General features: G+C 65.5%; 26 protein-coding genes and 1 tRNA gene. 7 read left to right on the forward strand and 20 right to left on the reverse strand.

Features of this window, described 5'->3' with window-relative positions; genetic code table 11:
* Positions 1-42 precede the first annotated feature (42 nt).
* Positions 43-213, reverse strand: a complete 171-nt coding sequence (locus C1930_RS20465) for a hypothetical protein (RefSeq protein WP_199912374.1) — start codon at positions 211-213, stop codon at positions 43-45.
* A 216-nt stretch (positions 214-429) separates the two neighbouring features.
* On the opposite strand from C1930_RS20465, the gene C1930_RS17550 reads away from it, so the two are divergent.
* Positions 430-816, forward strand: coding sequence for a DUF2628 domain-containing protein (locus C1930_RS17550; protein ID WP_108750349.1), 387 nt, complete (start codon positions 430-432; stop codon positions 814-816).
* A gap of 80 nt (positions 817-896) precedes the next feature.
* Here the strand turns inward: C1930_RS17550 and C1930_RS20665 are convergent, their stop codons facing one another.
* From C1930_RS20665 to C1930_RS17590, 8 genes are all read right to left on the reverse strand, one after another.
* Positions 897-3,431: a methyl-accepting chemotaxis protein gene (locus C1930_RS20665; protein WP_108772288.1), complete on the reverse strand. Its 2,535-nt coding sequence runs from the start codon at positions 3,429-3,431 to the stop codon at positions 897-899.
* 329 nt (positions 3,432-3,760) lie between these two features.
* Positions 3,761-4,639, reverse strand: a complete 879-nt coding sequence (locus C1930_RS17560) for an NAD(P)-dependent oxidoreductase (RefSeq protein ID WP_108757801.1) — start codon at positions 4,637-4,639, stop codon at positions 3,761-3,763.
* A 174-nt stretch (positions 4,640-4,813) separates the two neighbouring features.
* On the reverse strand, positions 4,814-5,266 hold the full coding sequence (locus tag C1930_RS17565; RefSeq protein ID WP_108757243.1) for a PA2169 family four-helix-bundle protein: 453 nt from the start codon (positions 5,264-5,266) through the stop codon (positions 4,814-4,816).
* A 208-nt stretch (positions 5,267-5,474) separates the two neighbouring features.
* Entirely contained in the window at positions 5,475-5,846 is a 372-nt protein-coding gene (locus C1930_RS17570) for a hypothetical protein (protein ID WP_108772289.1), read from the reverse strand.
* Positions 5,847-5,903: 57 nt separating this feature from the next.
* Positions 5,904-6,401: an Ohr family peroxiredoxin gene (locus C1930_RS17575; protein ID WP_108754255.1), complete on the reverse strand. Its 498-nt coding sequence runs from the start codon at positions 6,399-6,401 to the stop codon at positions 5,904-5,906.
* Positions 6,402-6,438: 37 nt separating this feature from the next.
* On the reverse strand, positions 6,439-7,206 hold the full coding sequence (locus tag C1930_RS17580; RefSeq protein ID WP_108754256.1) for an SDR family oxidoreductase: 768 nt from the start codon (positions 7,204-7,206) through the stop codon (positions 6,439-6,441).
* A gap of 119 nt (positions 7,207-7,325) precedes the next feature.
* Positions 7,326-8,360, reverse strand: a complete 1,035-nt coding sequence (locus C1930_RS17585; RefSeq protein WP_108772290.1) for a LysR family transcriptional regulator — start codon at positions 8,358-8,360, stop codon at positions 7,326-7,328.
* Positions 8,357-8,605: a sigma-70 region 4 domain-containing protein gene (locus C1930_RS17590; protein ID WP_108772291.1), complete on the reverse strand. Its 249-nt coding sequence runs from the start codon at positions 8,603-8,605 to the stop codon at positions 8,357-8,359. Before C1930_RS17590 ends, C1930_RS17585 begins: the two co-directional genes overlap by 4 nt.
* Positions 8,606-8,750: 145 nt before the next feature.
* Here C1930_RS17590 and C1930_RS17595 point away from each other — a divergent pair, with 145 nt between their 5' ends.
* From C1930_RS17595 to C1930_RS17605, 3 genes are all read left to right on the forward strand, one after another.
* Positions 8,751-9,230, forward strand: a complete 480-nt coding sequence (locus C1930_RS17595) for a carboxymuconolactone decarboxylase family protein (RefSeq protein ID WP_108757248.1) — start codon at positions 8,751-8,753, stop codon at positions 9,228-9,230.
* Positions 9,231-9,283: 53 nt separating this feature from the next.
* Positions 9,284-9,706: a cupin domain-containing protein gene (locus C1930_RS17600; RefSeq protein WP_108772292.1), complete on the forward strand. Its 423-nt coding sequence runs from the start codon at positions 9,284-9,286 to the stop codon at positions 9,704-9,706.
* A 75-nt stretch (positions 9,707-9,781) separates the two neighbouring features.
* Positions 9,782-10,663, forward strand: a complete 882-nt coding sequence (locus C1930_RS17605; protein WP_108757250.1) for an RNA polymerase sigma-70 factor — start codon at positions 9,782-9,784, stop codon at positions 10,661-10,663.
* A gap of 47 nt (positions 10,664-10,710) precedes the next feature.
* On the opposite strand, the gene C1930_RS17610 is transcribed toward C1930_RS17605, so the two are convergent.
* The gene (locus tag C1930_RS17610) at positions 10,711-11,664 is read right to left on the reverse strand and encodes an alpha/beta hydrolase (RefSeq protein WP_108757251.1); all 954 of its coding nucleotides are present in this window, start codon (positions 11,662-11,664) and stop codon (positions 10,711-10,713) included.
* 122 nt (positions 11,665-11,786) lie between these two features.
* Complete coding sequence (locus tag C1930_RS17615; RefSeq protein WP_108757252.1) at positions 11,787-12,707, reverse strand: MBL fold metallo-hydrolase; 921 nt, start codon at positions 12,705-12,707, stop codon at positions 11,787-11,789.
* 252 nt (positions 12,708-12,959) lie between these two features.
* Between C1930_RS17615 and C1930_RS17620 the strand changes: the two genes are divergently transcribed.
* The gene (locus C1930_RS17620; RefSeq protein ID WP_108772293.1) at positions 12,960-13,601 is read left to right on the forward strand and encodes a glutathione S-transferase family protein; all 642 of its coding nucleotides are present in this window, start codon (positions 12,960-12,962) and stop codon (positions 13,599-13,601) included.
* A 21-nt stretch (positions 13,602-13,622) separates the two neighbouring features.
* Here the strand turns inward: C1930_RS17620 and C1930_RS17625 are convergent, their stop codons facing one another.
* The 3 genes from C1930_RS17625 to C1930_RS17635 form a co-directional block, all read right to left on the reverse strand.
* The gene (locus tag C1930_RS17625; RefSeq protein WP_108772294.1) at positions 13,623-14,609 is read right to left on the reverse strand and encodes a glycoside hydrolase family 43 protein; all 987 of its coding nucleotides are present in this window, start codon (positions 14,607-14,609) and stop codon (positions 13,623-13,625) included.
* Positions 14,610-14,710: 101 nt separating this feature from the next.
* On the reverse strand, positions 14,711-15,130 hold the full coding sequence (locus C1930_RS17630) for an H-NS histone family protein (RefSeq protein ID WP_108772295.1): 420 nt from the start codon (positions 15,128-15,130) through the stop codon (positions 14,711-14,713).
* A gap of 72 nt (positions 15,131-15,202) precedes the next feature.
* Complete coding sequence (locus C1930_RS17635) at positions 15,203-15,652, reverse strand: GNAT family N-acetyltransferase (protein ID WP_108772296.1); 450 nt, start codon at positions 15,650-15,652, stop codon at positions 15,203-15,205.
* A 188-nt stretch (positions 15,653-15,840) separates the two neighbouring features.
* Between C1930_RS17635 and C1930_RS17640 the strand changes: the two genes are divergently transcribed.
* The gene (locus C1930_RS17640) at positions 15,841-16,644 is read left to right on the forward strand and encodes a type I restriction enzyme HsdR N-terminal domain-containing protein (RefSeq protein WP_108772297.1); all 804 of its coding nucleotides are present in this window, start codon (positions 15,841-15,843) and stop codon (positions 16,642-16,644) included.
* Between the two features lie 79 nt (positions 16,645-16,723).
* On the opposite strand, the gene C1930_RS17645 is transcribed toward C1930_RS17640, so the two are convergent.
* From C1930_RS17645 to dtd, 6 genes are all read right to left on the reverse strand, one after another.
* Positions 16,724-17,614 carry a hypothetical protein gene (locus C1930_RS17645; protein ID WP_159093630.1) on the reverse strand — a complete coding sequence of 297 codons (891 nt, stop codon included), beginning with the start codon at positions 17,612-17,614 and terminating at the stop codon, positions 16,724-16,726.
* 227 nt (positions 17,615-17,841) lie between these two features.
* Positions 17,842-17,917 (reverse strand) — tRNA-Ile (locus tag C1930_RS17650).
* A gap of 44 nt (positions 17,918-17,961) precedes the next feature.
* The gene (locus tag C1930_RS17655; RefSeq protein WP_108772299.1) at positions 17,962-18,273 is read right to left on the reverse strand and encodes a hypothetical protein; all 312 of its coding nucleotides are present in this window, start codon (positions 18,271-18,273) and stop codon (positions 17,962-17,964) included.
* Positions 18,274-18,489: 216 nt separating this feature from the next.
* Complete coding sequence (yjjJ, locus tag C1930_RS17660; protein ID WP_108772300.1) at positions 18,490-19,890, reverse strand: type II toxin-antitoxin system HipA family toxin YjjJ; 1,401 nt, start codon at positions 19,888-19,890, stop codon at positions 18,490-18,492.
* A 247-nt stretch (positions 19,891-20,137) separates the two neighbouring features.
* A complete protein-coding gene (gene rpoD, locus C1930_RS17665; RefSeq protein ID WP_108772301.1) occupies positions 20,138-21,994 on the reverse strand; it encodes an RNA polymerase sigma factor RpoD in 1,857 nt (618 codons plus the stop codon).
* 90 nt (positions 21,995-22,084) lie between these two features.
* Positions 22,085-22,525, reverse strand: a complete 441-nt coding sequence (dtd, locus tag C1930_RS17670; RefSeq protein WP_108772302.1) for a D-aminoacyl-tRNA deacylase — start codon at positions 22,523-22,525, stop codon at positions 22,085-22,087.
* A gap of 62 nt (positions 22,526-22,587) precedes the next feature.
* Here dtd and C1930_RS17675 point away from each other — a divergent pair, with 62 nt between their 5' ends.
* Positions 22,588-23,508: a lauroyl acyltransferase gene (locus C1930_RS17675; protein WP_108754273.1), complete on the forward strand. Its 921-nt coding sequence runs from the start codon at positions 22,588-22,590 to the stop codon at positions 23,506-23,508.
* Positions 23,509-23,526 lie beyond the last annotated feature (18 nt).

A 23,526-nucleotide genomic window follows, 5' to 3' on the forward strand; every position in this document is an offset into this window, starting at 1 on the left:
GGTCGCGCTGCTCAGCCAACGCGATCCCGGCCCCGGCGGGTATCACTCGTCGGCCAGTGCCGGTGTGTGGGCGGCACCACTGGCCGCCGCGCGCGCGCGCTCCATCGCCACCGCCAGTTGCTGGCGGGCGAGCAGTTGTTGTGCCTGCACCACTTCAGGTGTCGGCAGAAGCACCGGTCCCGGTGCGTTTTCCGGTGTAGCAGCTGTGGTCATGCAACCTCCATGGACATTCCGCCAACGCCTGGATGAAGCCGGGGCGCCAGCGGAACTGCGCACCCTATCCTAAAAACAAGGCGGGTGGGTGACGGTGCGACCGCCCGACGCGGCGAATTCCTGAGCAAGGCGTCACATTTTTGACGCGACCCTGTACCACCTGAATGCGCTGCCATTTATCATGAAAACGTTTTCTTACAGGGATGTCCCTACTCAATGAATGCCGTAGACCTCTCCCGCTTCAGTCCGAAGTGGCAGTTCCGCTTTGCCTTCTACCAGCAGCACGGCGCCCCCAAGGAGCCGGGCTTCAAGCAGGCCTGGAAGGCCCTGTCCTTCGGCGACCGGCTGAAGATCAACCTGAACTTCTTCGCCTTCTTCTTCGGCGCCATCTACCTGTTCATCCTGGGCATGTGGCGCAAGGCGATCGTGGTGATCGGCATCAACATCGTGCTGATGGCGCTGGCCTTCGTACTGCCGGAAATCGTCGCCCGCGCCCTGTTCATCGCCACCAATTTCCTGGTGGCCTCCAGCACCAACTACGCCTACTACCTGGAACAGGTGAAGGGCAGCACCAGCTGGAACCCGTTTGAAGGAATGTTCTGAGCGAATCAGACCTGCGCACGGACGCGCGGCAAGGATGCAAACGACGCCCGGCCCCCGCCGGGCGTCTTCGTTTCCAGCCCTCAGGCTGCGCGCAGCACCTTCGCCGCCGTGGCATCGGCCTGCAGGCGGAAGCGCGACACCGCCACCGCCAGCTGTTCGGCCTGCTCTTCCATGGCCCGCGCGGCGGCCGTGGCTTCTTCCACCAGCGCGGCGTTCTGCTGGGTGGTTTCGTCCATCTGCACCACGGTCTGGTTCACCTGCTCGATGCCGGCGGACTGCTCGCGCGAGGCGGCCGAGATCTCGGCCATGATCTCGTTCACCCGGCCCACCTGGCCCACGATGTCCTGCATGGTGCGGCCGGCGCCGTGCACCAGCTGCGCACCGGCACCGACATGGGCCACCGAGGCATCGATCAGCTCCTTGATCTCCTTGGCCGCGCCCGCCGAGCGCTGTGCCAGCGCGCGCACTTCGCTGGCAACCACGGCGAAACCGCGGCCCTGCTCGCCGGCACGCGCCGCTTCCACCGCGGCGTTCAGCGCCAGGATATTGGTCTGGAAGGCGATGCCATCGATGACCGAAATGATTTCGGCAATACGCTGCGACGAGCTTTCGATCTGTTCCATGGTCTGCACCACCTGGCCGACCACCTGCCCGCCTTCGCTGGCCACGCCAGCCGCCGACGCCGCCAGGCTGTTGGCCTGCTGGGCGTGTTCGGCGTTCTGGCGCACGGTGGAGGTCAGCTCTTCCATCGACGCGGCGGTTTCTTCCAGGTTGGCCGCCTGCGTTTCGGTACGGCGCGACAGATCGTTGTTGCCCGATGCAATCTCGCCGGCGGCCAGGCGGATGCTGGCGGCCGACTGCTGGATCTGGCCGACGATCTGGGTCAGCTGCTGCACGGTGCTGTTGGCATCGTCGCGCATCACCGCGAACACACCGTGGAAATCACCCTGCATGCGCGTGCTGAGGTCGCCGGCGGCGATCGCGCGCAGCAGCGTGGACAGCGCGGCCAGGTTGTGGTCGCTCACCTGCATCATGGTGTTCAGGGTTTCCACCATGCGGCGGAAATCATGCTCGAAGCGCTGGGCATCGCCGCGCACGGCGAAATCACCGGCGGCGGCAGCGGCGGCCAGCTGCTGGATCTGATCGTTGATCGCGCCCAGGTTGTCCTTGGTGGTGGCCATGGCCGCGGTGAACACCGCCTTTTCGCCCGGCAGCGCTTCCATGTCCACGCTCAGGTCGCCCACGGCGTAGCGCTGCATCACTTCCACCAGGCGCTGGGTGACCGCATTGCTGGACGCCACCAGCTGGTTGCTGTCGGCCACCATGCGGCCGTACTCGCCCGGGAATGCCGACGCATCCATGCGGTAGCTGATCTGCCCGGCATCGTGGCGCTGCGCCATCTCGGCCTGGGCGGCCATGACCGCCTGCAGCTGGCCACGCATGGCCTGCATCGCCTCCAGCAACCGGCCCACTTCATCGTTGCTGCGCGCGGGCATGGCCGAATCCAGCTTGCCGGCGGCCACATCGCCAGCGATGCGCACGGCTTCGGCCAGCGGACGGATCGCCAGGCGGCGCAGCAGCACGTACACGCCGGCACTCAGGGTCAGCGCGGCAACCACGCCCACCAGCAGGGTCAGCCACAGCAGCTGGCGCGCTTCGGCCACGATCACTGCATGCGGCACCACCACGCCCAGGGCAAATCGCTGCGGTGCGTTGCCGATCTTCAGCGGCACGTACAGGCGCACATTGCCGGCATCGTCCGGCTCGAAGGCTTCCACGGTCTTGTCGGCGGCAATCTGCTGCAGCATGGCGCGGGTGCCGGCATCGCTGCGCGGCTTGCCGATCTCCGCCGGGTTGGCCGCGGCCAGCACCACGCCCTTGGGCGACAGCAGCTCGACCCGGCCGGCGCCCATCGGTGCCAGCGTGGCCAGGTGCTTCTGCAGGGCCGCCAGCGAGAAATCAACGGTGAACACACCCAGGAACGTGCCGTTTTCCACGATCGGCGTGCTCAGCGTGCTCATCAGCACCTGCTGGCCGCCGATGTCGTAGGCGTAGGGTTCGCTGACCTTGGGCAGCTTGTCGCGGCTGGGGCCCACGTACCAGTCGGCAGAGCCACTGGCGCTGTCGGTGTAGTCGGTCATGGGCGACTGGGTCGGCTTGCCGTCCTGCCAGGCCCAGTAGCTCATGTAGCGACCGGTGGCGTCGTGCGCCTCGGTGTTCACGAATTCGGCGTCCTTGCCATCGAAGGCATCGGCTTCCCACATGGTGCTCTTGCCCAGCCATTCCGGGTGCGCGTGCAGCTGCTCGCCGATGATGGCGGCCAGGCTGGCGCGGTCGGGCACATCGCCGCGCGCGCGCTGGGCCAGGACGGCCTCGGCCATGGCGTCGTTGCTGGCAAAGGCCGTGCCCAGGTCGGCGGCGACCTTGCGTGCCTCGGCATTGGCCTCGCTGGCCATGGTCTGGCGCGAGGCGTTGATCAGGCTGCTGCTGGCCTGGCGGTAGATCAGGAAGGCGGTCAGGCCGAAGCACAGCAGTGCGATCAGCGCGGTGCCCAGCATCAGCTTGTGGGCAATGCTGCCGGGGCGACGGGCAGCCGTAGAACGGGAAGGCGACATGGAAGGATCCGCAGGTGATTCAGGACAACCGGCACCGGTGGGGGCACCGCGCAGATGCGCGATCCCTCGCGCGGGCCACCTTCCAGAAGAAGGCGCGCACCGGGTTAACGGCCGCGCGCCGCACAGGTTGAGCCGGACCGGGCGCCGAAGCTGAACGCGCTCAGTCTCGTGGTCTGGCCAGGTGCCCGGCGCGCGCTGGGCTTCATGGCCGTCGAGCAAGCTCGACGCTACGGGGGACGCCGGAGCGCGCCCATTCGTAGAGTCGAGCTTGCTCGACTGACGCGGTGGCGCCGGCGTTCACGGCCGTCGAGCAAGCTCGACGCTACGGGTTACGGCCGGGCCATCGCGCGCGGCAACACTTCAATGCTGCCGGCGGCGTACTGCTGCAGCACTTCTTCCGGCCCGTGGCGCGGCTGCCAGCCCAGCTGCTGCTGCAGCCGGCGGCTGTCGTACACCCGGTCGATCGACGGCGGTACCGACCAGCCACGGCGGTCGAACTCAGCCAGCAGCTGCGGCGCGCGGCGCGCCAGCACCTGGCGAGTATCAACGGCCAGCTGCAGGCAATCCTCGCGCTGGAACGGGCTGGCACCGCAGGCGATGTAGCGCTGGAACACGCCACCTTCGTCCAGCAGCAGTGCGGCATGCGCGCTGGCCACATCGCGTGCGTCGATGCCCCGGTGCAGGCGGAACAGCGCCATGCGTTCGGGCGGCTCCGGGAAACAACGTCCCATGCGCAGTACCCGCACGCTGAAGCTGTCCGATGCGGCCTGCTCGACCAGTCCCTCGGCCTGCAGCTTGCTGCGGTGGTAGATGGTGCGCGGCTGCGGCTGGGTGTCTTCGTCGATCCAGCGGCAGCCGCCAGGCACCACCGCGTGGCCGTACAGCGCCGTCGTGCTGGTCAATACGAACCGCCGCACACCCGCCTGCCGCGCCAGCTGCAGCAGCTGCGCGGTCGCGTCCACGTTCACCGTCTGGAACACCGCTTCGTCCACCAGGCCCACATGCGGCGCGTGCAGGGCGGCGGTATGGATCACCGCATCCACGCCGTCCAGGGCGCGCTGCAGTGCCGTGCGGTCAGTCACGTCGGCCACGATGCGCGTGGTGGCGAACGGGCTGCGGTCCAGCCCGATCACCTCGTGCTGCGCCGCCAGCGCACCAAAGATCGCGCGGCCGATGCGGCCGGAGCTTCCGGTCAGCAGAATCTTCATGGAATCCATTCACTCGACAGCGCCCGGAACGTACCGGGATGAAGCGATTCTAGGCAGGCCGTGCGACCACGGCGAGAGCAGCGCATTCCAGTTGTGCGCGCACGCACAGAAAGGCCCCGCCATGTGGCGGGGCCCGGGTTGGCTGGTGGGGGTCAGCCAGAAACGTTCAGGCGATCAAGCGGCCTTCATTGCGTGCTTGCGGGTGCGCATCACGGCGTGGCATTCCTGCACGTCCGGCAGCCACTGGGTCACTTCCTGGCGCACGGCCGGCGGCAGGTCGTTTTCCTTCAGCACGTCCTTGAACGCGGCCAGCAGGCGGTCTTCCGACTCTTCCAGCTCGGCTACGTAGCCGTAGTTGGTATCGCCGAAGGCGGCGCGCACCTTGCCGTAGAACTGCTGCATGGAACCGACCAGGGTGCCGTGCTCGGCCGGCTTGCCGCCGGTGGCCGCCACCGCGCCGCTCAGCGAGGTCACGATGCGCGCCTTGACGCCGGCAATGCGGGTGAACAGTGCCGACAGCTCGGCATCCTTCACCTTGGTGGCCGCTTCTTCATAGAAGGATTTGCCGTCGCGAGCGATTTCGATCAGGTCGTTCAGACGGCTTTCGATGGTGGACTGGGTGCTCATGGCGTGGCTCCGTTTCGGATCTGCGGGAAGGGGCAGCGGTGCATGACCGTTGCCGTGCGCAGCCACAGTGATCGAACGCGTGTGCGGTGCAGGTGAGCAGCGATTGATGCGGGAATCACGCTGTAGAACCGGCGCTGACTGCTTCACGCGGCGTTGCAGCGGCTTCACGTGATTGCAGCAATTGCAGTGTTCCAGCACGGGAAAACGCCTACTTCGGCGCGTCTTCATTCGCACGCGCGCTTAACAGCGCCTGCGCACGCGGTGACAACACGCATCCCTGCGCCTGCAATCGCGCAATGGCCCCCCGCGTGCGGCCCAGAACTCCGGTATTGGCAATGAAGGTGAATGCGCTTCCTTCAAATGCCAGCACGATGTTCTGCGTACTGCGCCAGTTCCGGTAGTCCACTTCGGCAATCGCGCTGTAGGGCCGCTCATGGCGGCGCAGCACGCGGTATTCCACACGGTCCGCGTGCAGGATCAGGCGCGGGTTCAGGCTGTTGTGCGCCAGCGCAAACCATGGCAGCGCGCGCAGTCCCAGGAACGCAGCTTCCAAGGTGACGGTAAGGGACGCAGTGTGCATGGCCCATTATCGCAGCCGCGAGCCTGATCACCAGGCAACCATGGCAGGGCGCAGCGTTCATCCCACGCTGACCCGCACCACGTGACTGATGCCGCGATGGAACATCTTGGCGTACGGACACACGCGTTCGGTATTGCGCACCAGTTCCGCCGCCAGCGTGGCGTCCATGCCCGGCAGGCACACCACGATCTCGGCGGACAGCAGATACAGGCCATCCACCGGGTCACGGGCAAAGGTCACCCCCACCTCGACGCTGGGCTGGTCCAGCACCAGGCCGGCCCGCGCGGCAACCAGCACCATGGCGCCGTGGAAGCAGCCGGCGTAACCGGCCGCCAGCAGCTGTTCGGGATTGGTGCCACCGCCGGGACCGCCCAGTTCAGGGGGCAGGCGCAGATCGACGGCCAGCGCACCATCATCGGAACGCACCACGCCCGAGGCGCGACCGTGCCCGGCCTGGCCGCCCTGAACCCGCACGCGGCCGGTGTAGAGGGGGCGCACCTCATCGCCGTGATAGCGATCGAGCACACTGGACGGCGGCGGCTTCAGGCCATTCATCGGCAGACCTGGACGTCCAGCAGCACTGACGGCAGGGTCATGCCCGCGGCCCCGCTGCCGGCGTGGACTGCTGCAGCCACTGGGCGAAGTCGATGCGGCCCGTCCACGCCTCGCCCTGCGGCACCAGCGTGCCCTGCTGCAGTACCGCGCCAAAATAAGGCGCGTCCGGGTCGGCCACCACCTCGCGCGTATCCCCGTTGGCCTGCAGGAAGCGCTGTGCCAGCGCCGCCATCGATTCGCGCTGCGGCCCGGCAATGTCCACCACGCCGTTCACCGGCGGCTGCAGTGCGATGCGCGCCACCGCGTCGGCCACATCGTCGGCGGCAATCGGCTGCACATCGGCACTGGGCAGGCGCAGGGTCGGGCCCTGCCCGGCCGACTGCACGATGCCCGGCAGGAATTCGAAAAACTGGGTGGAATGAATGATGGTGAACGGCAGGCCCGAATCACGGATCAACTGCTCCTGCGCGATCTTGCCGCGGAAGTAGCCGCTGGCGGCCAGCTGATCGGTGCCCACCACCGACAGCGCCACATGGTGGCGTACGCCCGCGCGCGCGGCCGCAGCCAGGATCGTGTGCCCGGCCGTAACGAAGAACGACAGCACGGCGGCATCTTCGAACGAAGGCGAGTTGGCCAGATCCAGCACCACCTCGGTGCCGGCCATGGCCGCGTCCAGGCCCTGTCCGGTCAACACATCGATGCCCGTGGACGGTGCTGCAACCACGGCCTCATGCCCGGCGGCCCGCAAGCGGTCCACCACCTTGCTGCCGATGCGGCCGGTGCCGCCGATGACGAGAATCTTCATGTGCTGTCTCCAGGAATGCGGAAGGGGAATAGCCGGTTCGCTGCCATGCTAGGAACACCGCTGGGCCGGCAGTAGATCCGGCGGCGGCCCCACGTTGTTGCCTGCCATGCACCAATCGCTCAGGCCCATGCCGGCGCATCAGCGGTCGCGGCCACGGCGGCCTGCTGGCGTGCTTCCCAGTGCGAAATGGCGTCCAGGTCCAGCGCGCGCACCCGCTGGGTGCTGAAGTCGATGAACGCGCGGATACGCTTGGGCAGTTGCCGCCGGCTGAGGTAGCACAGGTAGTGGCCGCGGTCGTGCGGCGCATAGCGGTCCAGGCAGGTCACCACACTGCCGGCGCGCAGCGCATCGCGCACCTGGTAGCTGGGCAGTTGCGCGATGCCCAGGCCATCGACCACGGCCTGCAGCACGAGTTCGGCATCGTTGAACACCAGCGCCGCGGTGGGCTGCGGGTGCAGCTCCTGGCCGTCCACCCGGAACTCCCAGCGTTGCATGCGCCCGGCGGGCAGCCGGCGACCAATGCAGGCATGGGTGGCCAGCGCGTCCACACTCTGCGGCGCACCATGGGCCTGCACATACGCCGGCGACACGCAGGCCACCAGTTGCATCGGCACCAGCTGCTTGGCGATGACCTGGCTGTCTTCCAGCACGCCTTCGCGGAAGGCGATGTCGATGCGATCGCCGGCCAGATCCGGCGCCTGTTCGTCCAGCAGCAGCTCCACGGTCACCTGCGGATGTTCCCTGCGGAAGGCCGCAAGCAACGGCGCGATCACGCGGCGGCCAAAACCGTGCGTGGCGCTGATGCGCAGATGACCGCGCGGCGGTCCTTCGCGCAGGTCCTGCATTTCATCCAGCGCCTGCAGGATGCACTCCACGCCAGGGCTGCAGCCTTCAAGGAACAGTTCCCCCTCGCGGGTGAGCGAGGTGGATCGCGTGGTGCGCAGGAACAGGCGCACGCCCAGCTGGGTTTCCAGCTTCTGCACGCTGCGGCTGACCGCCGACCTGCCGATGCCCAGGCGGTCACCGGCGCGGGCGAAGCTGCCCTCGCTGGCCACGGCGATGAACGCGAGCACGCCCGCGTAGCTGGTGGAAAACGAGGCATTGAGCGGATCGCGCGCGGCCGTGGCGGCGGTCGCAGGGGACGATGCATTCATGGGGTCGGGGGCTCCACAGCGTTGGGGGGCTGGTGCAGGTGGGCACGCGCCTGCAGCAGGCGCTGGTGGCACGCTGCGGCGCTCAGGCCCAGCAGCGGCACGATGTCGTCCACGTCGGCACCCAGCACGTCATGCAGCAACAGCACGGCGCGGGCGTCGGCAGGAAGCTGCGCCAGCGCGGCAAGGAAGGACTGCCAGATACGTTCGCTGGCAGGGCGCAAGGCATGGGCGTTCGGGGTGTCCATGCCCGGCAGACGTGCGGGCGCCTGCCGCTGTGACAGGCCATTGGTGTTTTTCGTGCAACGCGATGCATCCCCGGCGCGGCCTACCGCCACCGCCGCCGCGTTCGTAGCCTGCGCAGCACGTTCCCCTGCCTACAGGCCCCCTGCCATGACCCATCGTCTGGACTATGCCGCACTGTCCCCCGAGCTGTTCAAGAAGCTCGGCACGTTCTCGCATGCCGCCCATCACGCCAGCATCGAACCGGCCATCATCGACCTGGTCAACATCCGCGCATCGCAGCTCAATGGCTGCGGGTTCTGCCTGGACATGCATGTGAAGGAAGCCACGATCCGTGGCGAGCGTCCGCTGCGGCTGCACCATGTTGCGGCATGGCGCGAATCGAACCTGTTCAGCCCGCGCGAGCGCGCCTGCCTGGCATGGACCGATGCCCTGACCCATCTGCCTGCCCAGGGCGTGGCCGATGCGCTGTACGACCAGGTTCGCGCGCAGCTGTCCGAACAGGAGCTGGTGGACCTGACCTACGCGGTGATGGCGATCAATGCCTGGAACCGCGCCAACGTGGCATTCGGCACCGTGCCGGGTGTCCTCGACCAGGCCTTCGGCCTGTCCCGGGCCGGACTGGCCTGATCCGGCTGCGCCGCGCTCCGGCACGGCGCCACTTCCTTCCCAGGAGACACCCCATGCGAACCCCTATTGTCCTGGCACTGTGCGGCCTGCTGTCGATGGCCTCGGCGCAGGCGGCCCCCGCCACGCCGGCCGCCCAAGCGGCAGCGCCGGAACCTGTCGTGCGCGAGGTCATGACCCAGCCCCTGCCCGACTACCCCGGCAAGGAAGCGCTGATCCTGACCGTGGAATACCCGCCCGGCGGCGCCGACCCGGTGCACCGGCACGATGCCCACGGCTTCGTCTACGTGCTGCAGGGACGCATCGTGATGGGCGTTGCCGGCGGCCGCGAAGTCACCCTCGGCCCCGGCGAGGCCTTCCATGAAGGTCCGCAGGACCTGCACACCGTGGGCCGCAACGCCAGCAAGACCGAGCCGGCCAGGTTCGTGGTCTTCCTGCTGAAGGACATCGGCACCCCGGCTGTGCTGCCGCCGCACTGAGCGCGCCCGTTCAACCAGCCCCCTCCACAGCTCCCCGGGTGTCACAATCCGGGGAACTGTCCCGTCTGCGCTGGCATGGACGACTCGACCGCCCTTTTCACCCAGCTTCGCCCGCGCCTGTTCGGCGTGGCCTACCGCATGCTCGGCTCGGCGCATGAAGCCGAGGACGTGGTGCAGGATGTCTGGCTGCGCTGGCATGGTGCCGACAGAGCGCAGATCGACAATGCCGAGGCCTGGCTGGTGGCCACTACCACCCGCCGCGCCATCGATGGCCTGCGCCTGGCCCGGCACCGTCGCGAACACTACGTGGGCATGTGGCTGCCCGAGCCACTGCTGACCGACGAATCGACCACCCCGGAACACGTGCTGGAAACCGCCAGCGATCTGTCGGTGGCCTTCCTTAACGTGCTTGAGCGACTGGCACCGGACGCGCGCGCCGCGTTCCTGCTGCACGATGTGTTCGAGCAGGACTACGCCGTGGTCGCCCGCACTCTGGACAAGACCGAAGCGGCGTGCCGGCAGATCGTGCACCGTGCACGCCTGCAGCTGCGCCAGGCGCGACCCCGCTACAACGTGCCGCAGCATGTCCACCAGAAGCTGATGCAGCGCTTTGCCGATGCAGTTTCCAGCGGTGATTTCGCCAGCATGAAAGCACTGATGGCCGAGTCGGCCGAACTGATCGGCGACGGCGGCGGCATCGTCACCAGTTTCCCCAAGCCGATGGTGGGTGGCGCGCGGATCGCCCAGCTGCTGTACGCGCCGCACCTGCGCCGCAAGGACCAGCTGCGCATGGTGCCGACCATGATCAATGGCCGGCTGGGCCTGCTGCGCTACTTCGACGGCGTGCTGGAATCGGCCATGGCCTTCGATACCGATGGCGAGCAGATCATCCAGATCCTGGTGCAGCGCAATCCGCACAAACTGCAGCATCTGGACCGCCAGCTGGCCATCCAGTAGCCGCAACGCAGAAGGCCCCGGCATTGCCGGGGCCTTCGTCTTCGCACTTACTTCTGCTGCAGGAAGGCCAACAGGTCCTGGTTGACCTTGTCCTTGTGGGTGTCGGTCAGGCCGTGCGGCGCACCCGGGTACACGATGAGCTTGGCGCCCTTGATCAGCTTGGCCGACTGGCGACCGGAGATGTCGATCGGCACGATCTGGTCGTCATCACCATGGATGACCAGGGTCGGCACATCGAACTTCTTCAGGTCGGCGCGGAAGTCGGTGGCCGAGAACGCAGCGATCGAATCGTAGGTGTTCTTGTGGCCACCCTGCATGCCCTGCGCCCACCAGGCGTCGATCAGGCCCTGGGAAACCTTCGCACCCGGGCGGTTGAAGCCGTAGAACGGGCCCGACGGAATGTCCTTGTACAGCTGCGCGCGGTTTTCCATCTGCGCCTTGCGGATACCGTCGAACACTTCGATCGGCAGACCGTTGGGGTTGTCGGCGGTCTTCAGCATGAACGGCGGCACCGAGCTGATCAGCACGGCCTTCTTCACCCGGCCGGTGCCATGGCGGCCGATGTAGCGCGCCACTTCGCCGCCGCCAGTGGAGAAGCCCACCAGGGTCACGTCGTGCAGGTCCAGGGTGTTGATCACCGTGGCCAGGTCATCGGCGTAATGATCCATGTCGTTGCCATCCCAGGGCTGGCTGGAACGGCCGTGGCCACGACGGTCGTGCGCGATCACGCGGTAACCGTGGTTGGCCAGGAAGATCATCTGCGATTCCCAGCTGTCCGAGTTCAGCGGCCAGCCGTGGCTGAAGGTGACGACCGGGCCGTCCTTGGGGCCCCAATCCTTGTAGTACAGCTGCACGCCGTCGGCGGTGGTGATGTAGCTGGCGGTGCGGGCAATGCTGGTGACCGCGGCCGGCTTGACCGGCTCGGCCGCCTGGGCGGACACGCCGGCCTGCACGGACAGGGCCAGCACGGCGGCGGCCAGGGTACGGGTAGCAAATTTCATGGGGGAACCTCGTCTTGGGTGGTTGGACAGGCGCTACTGTGCGCCCGGATCCGGGCGCATCGGTGACGAATGGTCCGTAAAACTTGATCGACCGTATTGGATCGATGTGCTGCGGTGGCCGCTCAGAAATCCCAGAACACCGGCACCCAGCGGTAGGCCTGGCCATCGCGTGAAACCCGGCCCACCGACGGGAACGGCAGGTGGGTGGCTACCAGCATTTCGCCACTGCCGGCCAGCTGGTCCAACAGGGCAATGCGCACGCGCGCCGATTCTTCCGGATCGTGCTCGAAGCCGTTGTGCCAGTTCGGCTGATCGAAGCCCACTGCAAACACCGCATCGCCGGCGAAGGTCAGCGCCTGGCCAGCCGATGCCACGCGCACCACGCAATGCCCCGGCGTGTGCCCACCGGTACGGCGCGCCACCACACCCGGCGCGATCTGCTGCTCGTCCTGGAAGGTGTGCACCAGGCCGCTGTACTCGGCCCAGAACTGCTTGGCCGTGGCCCGCAGTGCATCGGGGAAGCCCTGCGGCATGTTGGTGCGGGCAAAGTCCGGCGACTTCCAGAATTCCACTTCGGCCGCCGCAATGTGGATCTTCAGGTCCGGGCGAAGCTGTTCTTTCACTCCGTCCACCAGCAGGCCGCCGATGTGGTCCATGTGCATGTGGGTGATCACCACATCGGTAATCCCGCCCAGATCGATACCCGCCGCACCCAGGCGGCGGATCAACTGGCCGGCTCGCGGCAACTGCAGGTCCGGGTCCATGCCCAGGCCGGCGTCGATCAGGATGGTGCGATCACCACTGTGCACCACCATCACGTTCAACGCCCAATCGAAGGCATCGTGCGGCAGGTACATCTCGTCGAACCATTCGTCGCGGTCCGCTGCAGGCACGTTGTGGCCCAGCATCTGCGTGGGCAGCGGCAGGACGCCATCGCTGATCACCAGCACTTCAACATCGCCCACGTTCAGGGCGTAGCGCGAGGGCACCAGTTCATCGAGTGCAGGGGCGATGGGGGCGGCAGTATTTTCCAGACTGAACATGAGCGGATCTCCACAGAGTTGGCGGGCGGGCAACAGCAGCGAGCTGGCGCGCAACACGGCAGGTAGCCGTGCGAAACCAGCGTAGAAAACCCATGGATGCGCCAGTAGACCCGTCGGCGGGGACGCCATGTTGCCTGCGCGGAAGCAGTTGCTGCCGAATCACATCCAGCCGATGGGGTTGGCCTGTCGATTGCCGGCCCCGTCGTTCGTCGGAACAGGTAACGCAGGCCATTTCCCTGCAGGAGCAGCAGCATGCAACCGACCATCACCGCCTTTGCCACCTCCCCCGACCGTGGCCAGGGCCTGGCACGCGACATGCGCGTGCGCTGGGCACTGGAAGAACTGGGCCTGGCCTACGACGTGCGACTGCTGAGCTTCGCTGAAATGAAGGAACCGGCGCACCGCGCGCTTCATCCGTTCGGGCAGATTCCCACTTACGAAGAAGACGACCTGGTGCTGTTCGAATCCGGCGCGATCATCCTGCACCTGGCCGAGCAGCATGCCGGCCTGCTGCCGCCCGATGGCAACGCACGCATGCGCGCGATCATGTGGATGTTCGCCGCGTTGAACACGGTGGAGCCGCCGATTGTCGAGCGCTCGCTGGCCTGGGTGCTGGAACGCGAACAACCCTGGTATGCGCAGCGGCTGGTGATGCTGGATGAGCGCGTGCGGCGTCGGCTGGGCGAACTGTCCGCACGGTTGGGCGATGGCCCCTGGCTGGAGGGCGGCTTCAGCGCCGCCGATCTATTGATGGTGTCGGTGCTGCTGCGCTTGAAGAGCAGCGGCATCGTCGATGAATTCCCGTTGCTGGCGGCCTACGTGGCGCGTGCGACGGCACGACCGGCCTACCAGCGCGCGTTCGCCGCGCAGCTGGCAGTGTTCCAGAACGCCTGATGGCCTGCCGCTCGGCCGACCTCAGCGCAGCGGATCGGCCGCCACGCCCTCATGGGTGATCTTCACCGGCAGGATGTGGCCCTGCGCATCGAATTGCATGCGCTCGATGGCGGTCACCCGATGGTCGCGGGCGCTGTCACCGTGGGGGCGACGGTGGTAGACGATGTACCAGCGGTCGGTGCCCGGCACCTGGATCACCGAGTTGTGGCCGGCGCTGGTGGCGATGGCTTCATCCTGCTGCAGGATCTTGCCGACGCGCTTGAACGGCCCGGTGGGCGCATCGGCAATTGCATAGGCCACCGAATAATCCGGGCTGCCCCAGCCGCCTTCGGACCACATGAAGTAATAGCGTCCGCCGCGCTTGAACATCAACGGGCCTTCCACGTATTCCGGGGCCGGGGTGATTTCCTTGAACAGCGTGCCATCGGCCAGCGGCAGCACGCCGGTGAAATCGTCCTTCAGGCGCACGATGTTGGCGTGCTTCCAGCCGCCGTAGATCATGTACCAGGCGCCATCGTCATCCTTGAACACGAACTGGTCGATGGGCTGGGCGCCATTATGGAACGCGCCCACCAGCGGCTTGCCCAGCAGATCCTTGTACGGCCCTTGCGGGTGGTCGGCCACGGCCACGCCAATGCCACCCAGCTCGCTATCGTTCTTGATGTCGTTGGCGGCGAAGAAGAAGTAGTACTTGCCATTGTTTTCCACCACCGACGGCGCCCACATCGCGCGCTTGGCCCATGGCACCGCCTTGGCGTTCAGGACGTCGGCATGCTTGGTCCAGTGCAGCAGATCGGGCGACGAGAACGCATCGAAGGTGGTCTGCGCTTCGTACACGGCCGAGGTGGTCGGGAAGATCCAGTAGCGGCTGCCGAACACGGCCGCTTCCGGGTCGGCATACCAGCCCTGCAGGATCGGATTACCCGAGGTGGCCGGCGGCGCGGCCTGCGCGCCCGACGCCAGTGCCACCGCCATGCAGGCGGCCATCATCCACTTCCCCAACGCCATGCCGTGCGCTCCCGTGCTGGATAGATGGGAGCATATTAGATCGATCCAGATAAGGAATGCGAAGGCGGTCCCACTCCGCATGCGGGAGTGGAACGCGGGCCTCAGGCCTTCTTGATGACGGTGCGCTTGCCGATGGTGCTGGTCTTGCCCGCCGTCGGCTTGGCCAGGCCGGGAATCAGGAAATCGGTGACCTTGTGGCCCTTGGACACCTTGGCCGCCAGCCAGCGCGGCATGCGCCCGCGGCCGGTCCAGGTCAGGCGCTTGTATTCGGGGTCGCGGTATTTGGGCGCCACTTTGCCGGACTTGCGGCGGGTGGTCTTGCGGGCCGGCGCGGGCGCGGTGTCGGCATCGTCACCGAACAATTCTTCGATGGTGTAACCGGCTTCGGCGGCGGCGGCCTTCAGCAGGCGGCGCACGGCGGCGGCCGGGCGACGGGAGGTGATCAGCGCCTTGCGCTGTTCAGCGGCGGCCACCAGGGCGCCCAGCTCGCGCAGGCTGAGCGATTCGATATCGATAGTCATGGGGGGGAAAGGTCCATGTTGGCGGGCGGGGTGTCAAGCTGGGTTTACAGGACACCCGACGCCCGGCGCGGCCTATGGGTGAATGGCGTAGACGAAGAAGGCGTCGTCGCGCTCCCATCCCAGGCCTTCGTACAGCCGCTGCGCAGGCAGGTTGCTGCGGCCGGTTTGCAGTTCCAGGCGCCCCGCGCCACGCCGACGTGCCTCGTCGGTTGCCGCGATCATCAGCGCACGGGCGAGGCCCTGGCGACGTGCCGATTGCGAGATATACAGGTCGTACAGAATGAAACTGCGCTGCGCGCTTACTGAATCGAACAGTGGGTACAACTGGGTAAACCCGACGATTCCGTGTTCTTCGGATTCGATTACCAGCACCAGTGAATCGCCGGCCTGTAACCGATCGCGCATGAAGGTCGTGGCCAGTTCAAGGTCGGCAGGCTGTTCGTAGAACTGCCGGTAATCGTTGAAGAGCGCAGCGACCTGCGGGAGGTCGGAAGAGGACGCGATGCGGATGGTGGGTGCCATGGGGAGCCTCCTTGCAGAGGCCTGAGCGTGGCGCTGGGGGTGTGAGCGTGTTGTTGAAGGCTGGCTGGCGGGGGGCATGGCAGGCCGCCACGCCCCATACATACACTCCAAAACCAGAGTCCCCGGAGCGAGTTATTGCACAGTGGCGGGCAAAGCATCACTATCCGCAGACGACAACTGGAAGGAGCATGGACGTGCTGAAGATTCCAAAGAAGGTCTCGGACAGGTGGCCGACAACAGTAAAGTCTCTTGTTTCTGTCGCCGTTTCCCATAAGACCAAGGATGTGTCTGAAGCGGACACAGTGACCCTCGTCAAGGACATGCTTGCCGACATTTTCGGTTATGACAAATACAACGAACTGACGAGCGAACAGCAGATCAGAGGAACCTTCTGCGACTTGGCGGTGAGGATCGACGGCAAGATCAGGGTCCTGATTGAAGTGAAAGCTGCCGCCATCTCGTTGAACGAGACCCACCTGCGTCAGGCCATCAACTACGGTGCCCACGAGGGAATCGAATGGATCGTGCTGACGAACGCACTCGAGTGGCGGCTGTACAGGATCAAGTTCGGTCAGCCTATCGAGTACGAACTCGTTTCATCGTTCTGCATTGCAGATATCAACTTGAAGAACGACGAGGACCAGCGCAAATTGTTCCTGCTCTGTCGAGAAGGGATCACCTCCGATGCGATGGGCCTGTATCACCAGCACATCTCGGTTCTCAATAAGTTTACGGTTGCCCAGGTTGTTCTCGGAGAGCCCGTTGTTACTGTGATCCGCCGCGAGTTGCGCCGCCTCTTCCCCGAGTTGAAGATCGAGCCAGAGGCCGTAGTTGAGCTTCTAAACAACGAGATTCTGAAGCGCGAAGTGCTGGACGGGGAAAAAGTAAAGGACGCACAGCAGCGTATCCGACGGGCGGTCTCCAAGAATTCGAAGGCGCAGGCGAAGAAATCCAGCCTGGCTGATTCTGAGCAAGAGCCTGCAATGAGCTAGGCCCTGGGGACGCGCAGCGTCCCCAGGCTTCAAGCCAATGCGCGATCAAATCTAGGTGAGACCGTTCGACCCATGCACCTCATCCGAATCGCGCTTCCTGAGCTTCCAATCCTGCCTCATACCGCTTCAGGAGCTCTTGGAGCACGTAAGCAGAGCCGACGGCGTTCATATAGCGCCCCGTCAATCGAAAATTCCTGAACAGATGCAATGGATCGGCGACCATCGTTCCCTTCACGATCGAGCCCGCAAACGCATGCGTCTCTTGGGCAATGAACCTCGCCAACTGCGCAGTTGCGTAGGTCAGTGCACCTATCGAGAGGAAGTGCAATTCATCCTTATCAGTAAGCGACGGTGCAAAAGCACTCATCAGCGAGGAATTTCGCCCACCGTGAGTGCTCTCAGAGAAGACGTTCTTTGCATGGCGGTGCCTGTCGACGAGCGATTTGGAGAGATCTGCTTCGGTTCCACATGCCAAGAGATACTGATGCACTTTGTCGTATACCTTCCCGTACCCGATGTGTTTGTTCCAGAACTCGTTGGTATCGCGGGTTGCGGCAAACGCTTCGCATGTTTCAGCACTGAGCGCCAGCGCCATTGCAATCTCAATGTCCTCAATGAACGTGCGCGCCAAGACTCGCGCTGTCATGTCCTGCCCAATGGCCAGGAGATCGCGTATCGAGATGACATCGCGCTTGAGCTTGGAGACCGTTACCGCGAAACCGGCAAGGTTGCTGCTTAGCGGAGCCTCGTAGAGGTAGCGCTCAAACTGCACGAAAAACTGGATGCTCTCGTCTAACAGGACAAACCACGGCTGCAGGTAGTCATCGATACGCTTTGCCAAGCGCTCTCTCGTTTCCTGCATGGCAACCGAGACATTGATGCGCCCGCAATCCGCAGGTACGACAGCAGCCGACTGCAATCGACTGGCTTGATCAACCAGCGTCTTTACGACAGATTCCTCTATTTTCATGCCAGGTACGATTCCGCTCTCCGGGTGTGAAGGACGTTCTTCGCTTCTTCTCGCATTTGATCATATAGCCGACTTGCGCACGCGTCTTCTTGCGCGCGGCCAGAATCTGAGCCCAGATCGGGTTCAACCGGGAAGTATTGGAAATGCGAGCGAGAAAAAAGCCAGCACAGCCGGACGCAGCGTTGTGCCGGTCGTTGGACCGACTTCAACAACGCTGGGCAGATGTTTGGTGGGCCCACCAGGATTCGAACCTGGAACCAAGGGATTATGAGTCCCCTGCTCTAACCGTTGAGCTATAGGCCCTGCGCAGCGCCACAGTGTAGTGGAGCCCGCCCTTACCTCGCTACTCAGTCTTCAGCTGCGAGCACCGTCGCGACCTGCCGCAACCGATCTTCAGCAGCCTCTGCGTACACCTGCATCTCCAGCAGATGCTCACGAAACAGGATCACTGCGCTCCTAACGCCCTCCAACCCCGACCGGTTCTCCCCACCAAACCCCTCAACCAAACCCGCGCCAGACTGTGTCAGCAACGCGAACGTCGCTCGCCGGGCAAAGCCCCAGCGATCCTCAAGCTCGTCCCGCATCACATCATTCCAGTCCAGCAGCGGCAGGAAATCGGGAACGTCTCGATCCGCCTCAACAGGCTCAACATCATTCATGGCTGTACTCCAGATGCAGGGTCAATCGAAGCAACAGCCCGCCCCGGGAAGGGTGCGACGTGTTGCGCGTCTGCATCGGTACCGGGGTGTCCGGTCCGCCTACGAGGTGTGTTGAGCACCTGCCAAACCAGCGTGCGGCAGCCAGAGAGAGAGTTCAAACGGCAAACGCGACACCGGAACAATCCGCCGGGCATGGCCCGGCGCTACCAGACCGGATCACCCAAACCGCGCGCCCATCGCCAGCACCCGCTCAGCATTCATCGCCGCCAAGGCACGCAGCCCGGCCGAGCCCACGCGCGCCTCCCCCGCCGCGCGCTCCCAGAACTCCGCCGCCAGCGGCACCGCCCAGCGCAGGTGTTCCAGCTCGCCGCTGCCACGCGGTGCCACGGCGTCCAGCGGCGCATCCTGCCTCAGCACGCCCAGCCGCGACGGTGCCAGCGACATCGGAAGCATGTCGTACGCCGGCGCCAAGGGCAGCGCGCCGCGGTCCACGAAGTGGAAACCCACGTTGCCCTGGTGCATGTCGGTGTTGCCGATCAGGCGACCAAACGCATGCAGCCGCGCCATGGCCTGCACGGTGCGCGCCGACAACCAGCCCATCGCCTGCAGTTGCGCACCGGCAGAGGGCCAGTCCAGCGTGGCTTCGCCGGTGAAGGCGGCCGACAGCGCCAGCAGCGAGACGAAGCCACGCCGCCCCAGCAGATCGGCGGTGCGGTCGAACCTCTCCACTTCCAGGAACGTATGCGTGGGTGTCTGCAGCAGCTCGCTGTGGGCGGCATTCATGCCGGCGCCGCGCAGGGTCTGCAGGGCCAGGTGTTCGCAGACCAGCAGGTCGGCCCAGCGCTGTGCAGCGTCGCCTCCCTCGGGTTGGGCGAACTTCACCAGTACCGCGCGTCGCCCGCCTGCGCTTTCCACGGTGGCGGTGAACTTGGGCTGCTCGCCGCCCGGTGATGAGCCCACGTCTTCGCCGGCCAACGCAGCACGCGCGCGCTCGGGGTACTGGCGCGCGCGGTCGGTCGCGTCCACGCGGTCCGGGGGTGCGTCCAGTGCAGCCAGAGCCGCCTGCACTGCGTCCCCGCCCAGCAGCAGATCGCCGATTTCGGTGCCCCCGCCCTGCACCAGCGCCGTCAGCACGTCATCGCGCTGCCATCGGTTGAGGTCAGTCGGCAGGCCAAGCGCGCGGCCGCGCCCATGGGCGAAGCTGCGGCCCAGGAAGCCCTGCGGACGCAGGTCGTCCAGGTACCAGGGCAGACCGGGGAAGAATCCGGCCAAGTCGCCCTCGGGCGCACGCAGCAGGTTTGATCGCGCGCGGCTGGCGTCCACATGGAAGGTGTCGCCACTGAGCGCGACCAGCCGACCCAGCTCTTCCAGCGTGGCGTCTTCGCGCAGCCGGTACAGCGGCCATTCGCTGCCCACGCGCGAGGGTTGCCGCAGCGCGTAAGCGGTGGCGCGGGTCTGGCCCAGGCGCACCACCTGGTCGCCACTGGCGGCTACCAGACGGCTCAAGGTCATGCGGTTCACGCCCAGCCGTTCGGCCAGGACCGCCGCCGACATTGGCTGGCCCGGGGGAAGCTGGGCGATCAGGTCCTGGGGCTGAAGCAGTGGCGGGCGGGCCATGGCAGTGTTTGCTGACGGAATAGTGTTACGTATTTAGCGCAAATGATCAGGCGCCGCAAGCATCCAATTATTCACAATTCTTTGTTTTAAAATGAATTACTCGAAAGCCACGGCAGGCAGATGCTCGAATAGTGTTACGTAAACAGTACGAATATCGATACAAATCCGCCGGGCATGGCCCGGCGCTACCCCCCAAAAAAACCCCGCCGAAGCGGGGTTTTTTCAACACATCAGCCCAACCCGGAAATCAGTCGATATCCAGGAAGCTGCGCAGCTGTTCCGAACGGCTCGGGTGGCGCAGCTTGCGCAGGGCCTTCGCTTCGATCTGGCGAATGCGCTCGCGGGTCACGTCGAACTGCTTGCCGACTTCTTCCAGCGTGTGATCGGTGTTCATGTCGATGCCGAAGCGCATGCGCAGCACTTTGGCTTCCCTCGGGGTGAGGCCGGCCAGCACGTCGCGCACGGTTTCAGACAAGTTGATGTTGGTGGTGTTCTCGATCGGGGACTCCACGTTGGTGTCCTCGATGAAGTCGCCCAGATGGGAATCCTCGTCGTCGCCGATCGGGGTTTCCATCGAGATCGGCTCCTTGGCGATCTTCATCACCTTGCGGATCTTGTCTTCCGGCATGTCCATTTCCTTGGCCAGCTCTTCCGGCGTAGCCTCGCGGCCGTACTGCTGGAGCATCTGGCGGGAAATGCGGTTCAACTTGTTGATCGTCTCGATCATGTGCACCGGAATACGGATGGTGCGTGCCTGGTCGGCAATCGAGCGGGTGATCGCCTGGCGGATCCACCAGGTGGCGTAGGTCGAGAACTTGTAACCGCGGCGGTACTCGAACTTGTCCACGGCCTTCATCAGGCCGATGTTGCCTTCCTGGATCAGGTCGAGGAACTGCAGGCCACGGTTGGTGTACTTCTTGGCAATGGAGATGACCAGGCGCAGGTTGGCCTCGACCATTTCCTTCTTGGCCTTGCGCGCCTTGGCTTCGCCGTAGGCCATGGCACGGCTGATTTCCTTCAGCTCTTCCAGGTCCAGCTGGGTCAGCTTCTCGATGTCGATCGTCGCCTGCTGTTCGGCAATGATCTGGTCCTTCACTTCACGCAGGGCCGAGGACCACTTCTGCTTGCGCTTCAGTGCGTCTTCCACCCATTCCAGGTTGGTCTGGTTGCCTTCCCAGGAACGGATGAAGTCCTTGCGCGGCATGCGGGCCGTGACGGTAGCCAGGTTCAGCACGCGGCGCTCGTGGCCCTTGATGCTGGCCATGGTGTCGCGCAGCTGCTTGGTCAGCACGTCGGTCAGCGGCAGCGGCAGCTTCAGGGTGACGAACACGGCCGACATTTCTTCGCGCAGGCGCGGCAGGTTCTTCTTGTCGTTCTTGCCGGCAGCCTTCTTGAAGGCGTTGAAGGCATCGCTCAGCGCCTGCATGCGCGCAGCGACTTCTTCCGGGTCCGGACCGGTCGGTGCGGCTTCTTCATCGCCACCGTCGACATCATCGTCCTCGTCCTCGTCGCCATCGGCGTCAGCGTCGTCGCTGTCATCGGAGGCGGCGGCAGCCGGCGGCGCCGGCTCTTCGTCGGCCAGGTCGTTGAAGCCGACGATCACTTCGGCCAGGCGCTTCTTGCCTTCCTTGTGGGCTTCGTAATCGTTCAACAGCGATTCGACCGACACCGGGAACTGGCCCAGCGCGGCCTGCACCTGCGAAAGGCCTTCCTCGATGCGCTTGGCGATGGCGATTTCGCCTTCGCGGGTCAGCAGCTCGACGGTGCCCATTTCGCGCATGTACATGCGCACCGGGTCGGTGGTGCGGCCACCTTCGGTGTCCAGCGCGCTCAGCGCTGCGGCGGCTTCTTCGGCCGCGGTGTCGTCGACCTCACGGTTGCCCGTGTTGCCGTCGTTCAGAAGCAGGGTTTCCACATCCGGCGCAACTTCATGGACATCAATGCCCATGCCGTTGATCATGCCGATGATGTCTTCGATCTGTTCCGGATCGACCATGTCGTCCGGCAGATGGTCATTGACTTCGGCGTAGGTCAGGTAGCCCTGTTCCAGGCCCTTGCTGATCAGTTGCTTGATTTCGGATTGGGCAGGACGTTCGTTGGCCATGTAGTGCTCGCGCCACCGGCTAGGGAGAAATAGGGAACGTAGCATTATACCAGCCCGGGGCCCGGCCTGCCGGGCGGTGGTCCCGGCGGCCTAGGGCCTGAGGAGGAAGGTCACGGGACCGTCATTGACCAGGCTGACGACCATATGGGCACCAAATCGGCCCGTTTCCACCCCCGCAGCATGATTTTCACGGCAGATATCGACAAATCGATTGAACCCGCGTTCAGCCTCGTCCGGCGGAGCGGCACTGGTGAAGCTGGGCCGCATGCCCGAACGGGTGTCCGCAGCCAGGGTGAACTGGCTGACCAGCAGCAGGCCGCCGCCGGTGTCGCGCAGCGAGCGGTTCATGCGCCCGGCCTCATCTGCGAATACACGGTAGCCAAGTAGGCGTTCGGCCATGCGCTGCAGCTGCGCCTCGGTGTCGCCCGGTTCCATGCCCACCAGGGCCAGCAGGCCCGGGCCGATCTGCCCCACCGCTTCGCCCTCTACGTGGACGGCGGCCTGGCTGACGCGCTGGATCAGGACGAGCATGCGGGGGCTTCCTTTGAACACGGCCGGCCACGATAGCAGCGCCCTTGGCTAAACTGGGGGCGATGAATCCGCAACGCAAAGCCCGGCTGGTCTACCGCGCCACCACCCTGTTCGCCCGCCTGCCCTGGCCGCTGCTGCGGGGGTTCGCGCACGCCCTGGCCTGGGCGTGGATCCGCCTGGACGCCCGCGAAAGCCGGGTGACCCGCCGCAACCTGGAACTGGCCTACCCGGAACTGGACGCGACCACCCGCACCGCCCTGCACCGCCAGGTGCTGCGCTCGACCGCGCTGCAGGCCATCGAAACCCTGCGCTTGTGGAGCCAGAGCCCGGCCGACAACCTGCGGCTGCACCTGAAGGAGCGCCACGGCCAGGCCCTGTACGACGCCGCCCTGGCCAGCGGCAAGGGCGTGATCGTCGCCGCCCCGCACTTCGGCAACTGGGAGCTGTTGAACCAGTGGCTGGCCTCGCGCGGGCAGATCGCCATCGTCTACAAGCCACCGGAAGACGAGGCCGGCGATGCCTTCCTGCAGCTGGTGCGCGGCGGCCAGAACGTGCAGCAGGTGCGCGCCGAAGGCCCGGCGGTGCGCCAGCTGTTCAAGGTACTGAAGGACGGCGGTGCCACCGGCATCCTGCCCGACCAGCAGCCCAAGGCCGGCGACGGCGTGTTCGTGCCGTTCTTCGGCGTGCAGGCGCTGACCATGACCCTGGTCAACCGGCTGGCCGAGCGCACCGGCGCGACCGTGCTGTACGGCTGGTGCGAACGCATTGGTCCGGACATGGAATTCGCCCTGCACATCGAACCAACCGACCCGGCCGTGGCCGACCCGGACCCGCAGGTGGCCGTGGCCGCCCTCAATGCGGGCATTGAACGCATTGCCCGGCGCGACCCTTCGCAGTACCAGTGGACCTACAAGCGCTATACGCTGCGGCCGCCGGGCAGCGGCGAAGACGACCCCTACGCCACCGAAAAGCACCCGCACTGACGGCCGGACGCCGGCGAT

This window comes from Stenotrophomonas sp. SAU14A_NAIMI4_8 (assembly GCF_003086695.1).
GTDB lineage: Bacteria > Pseudomonadota > Gammaproteobacteria > Xanthomonadales > Xanthomonadaceae > Stenotrophomonas.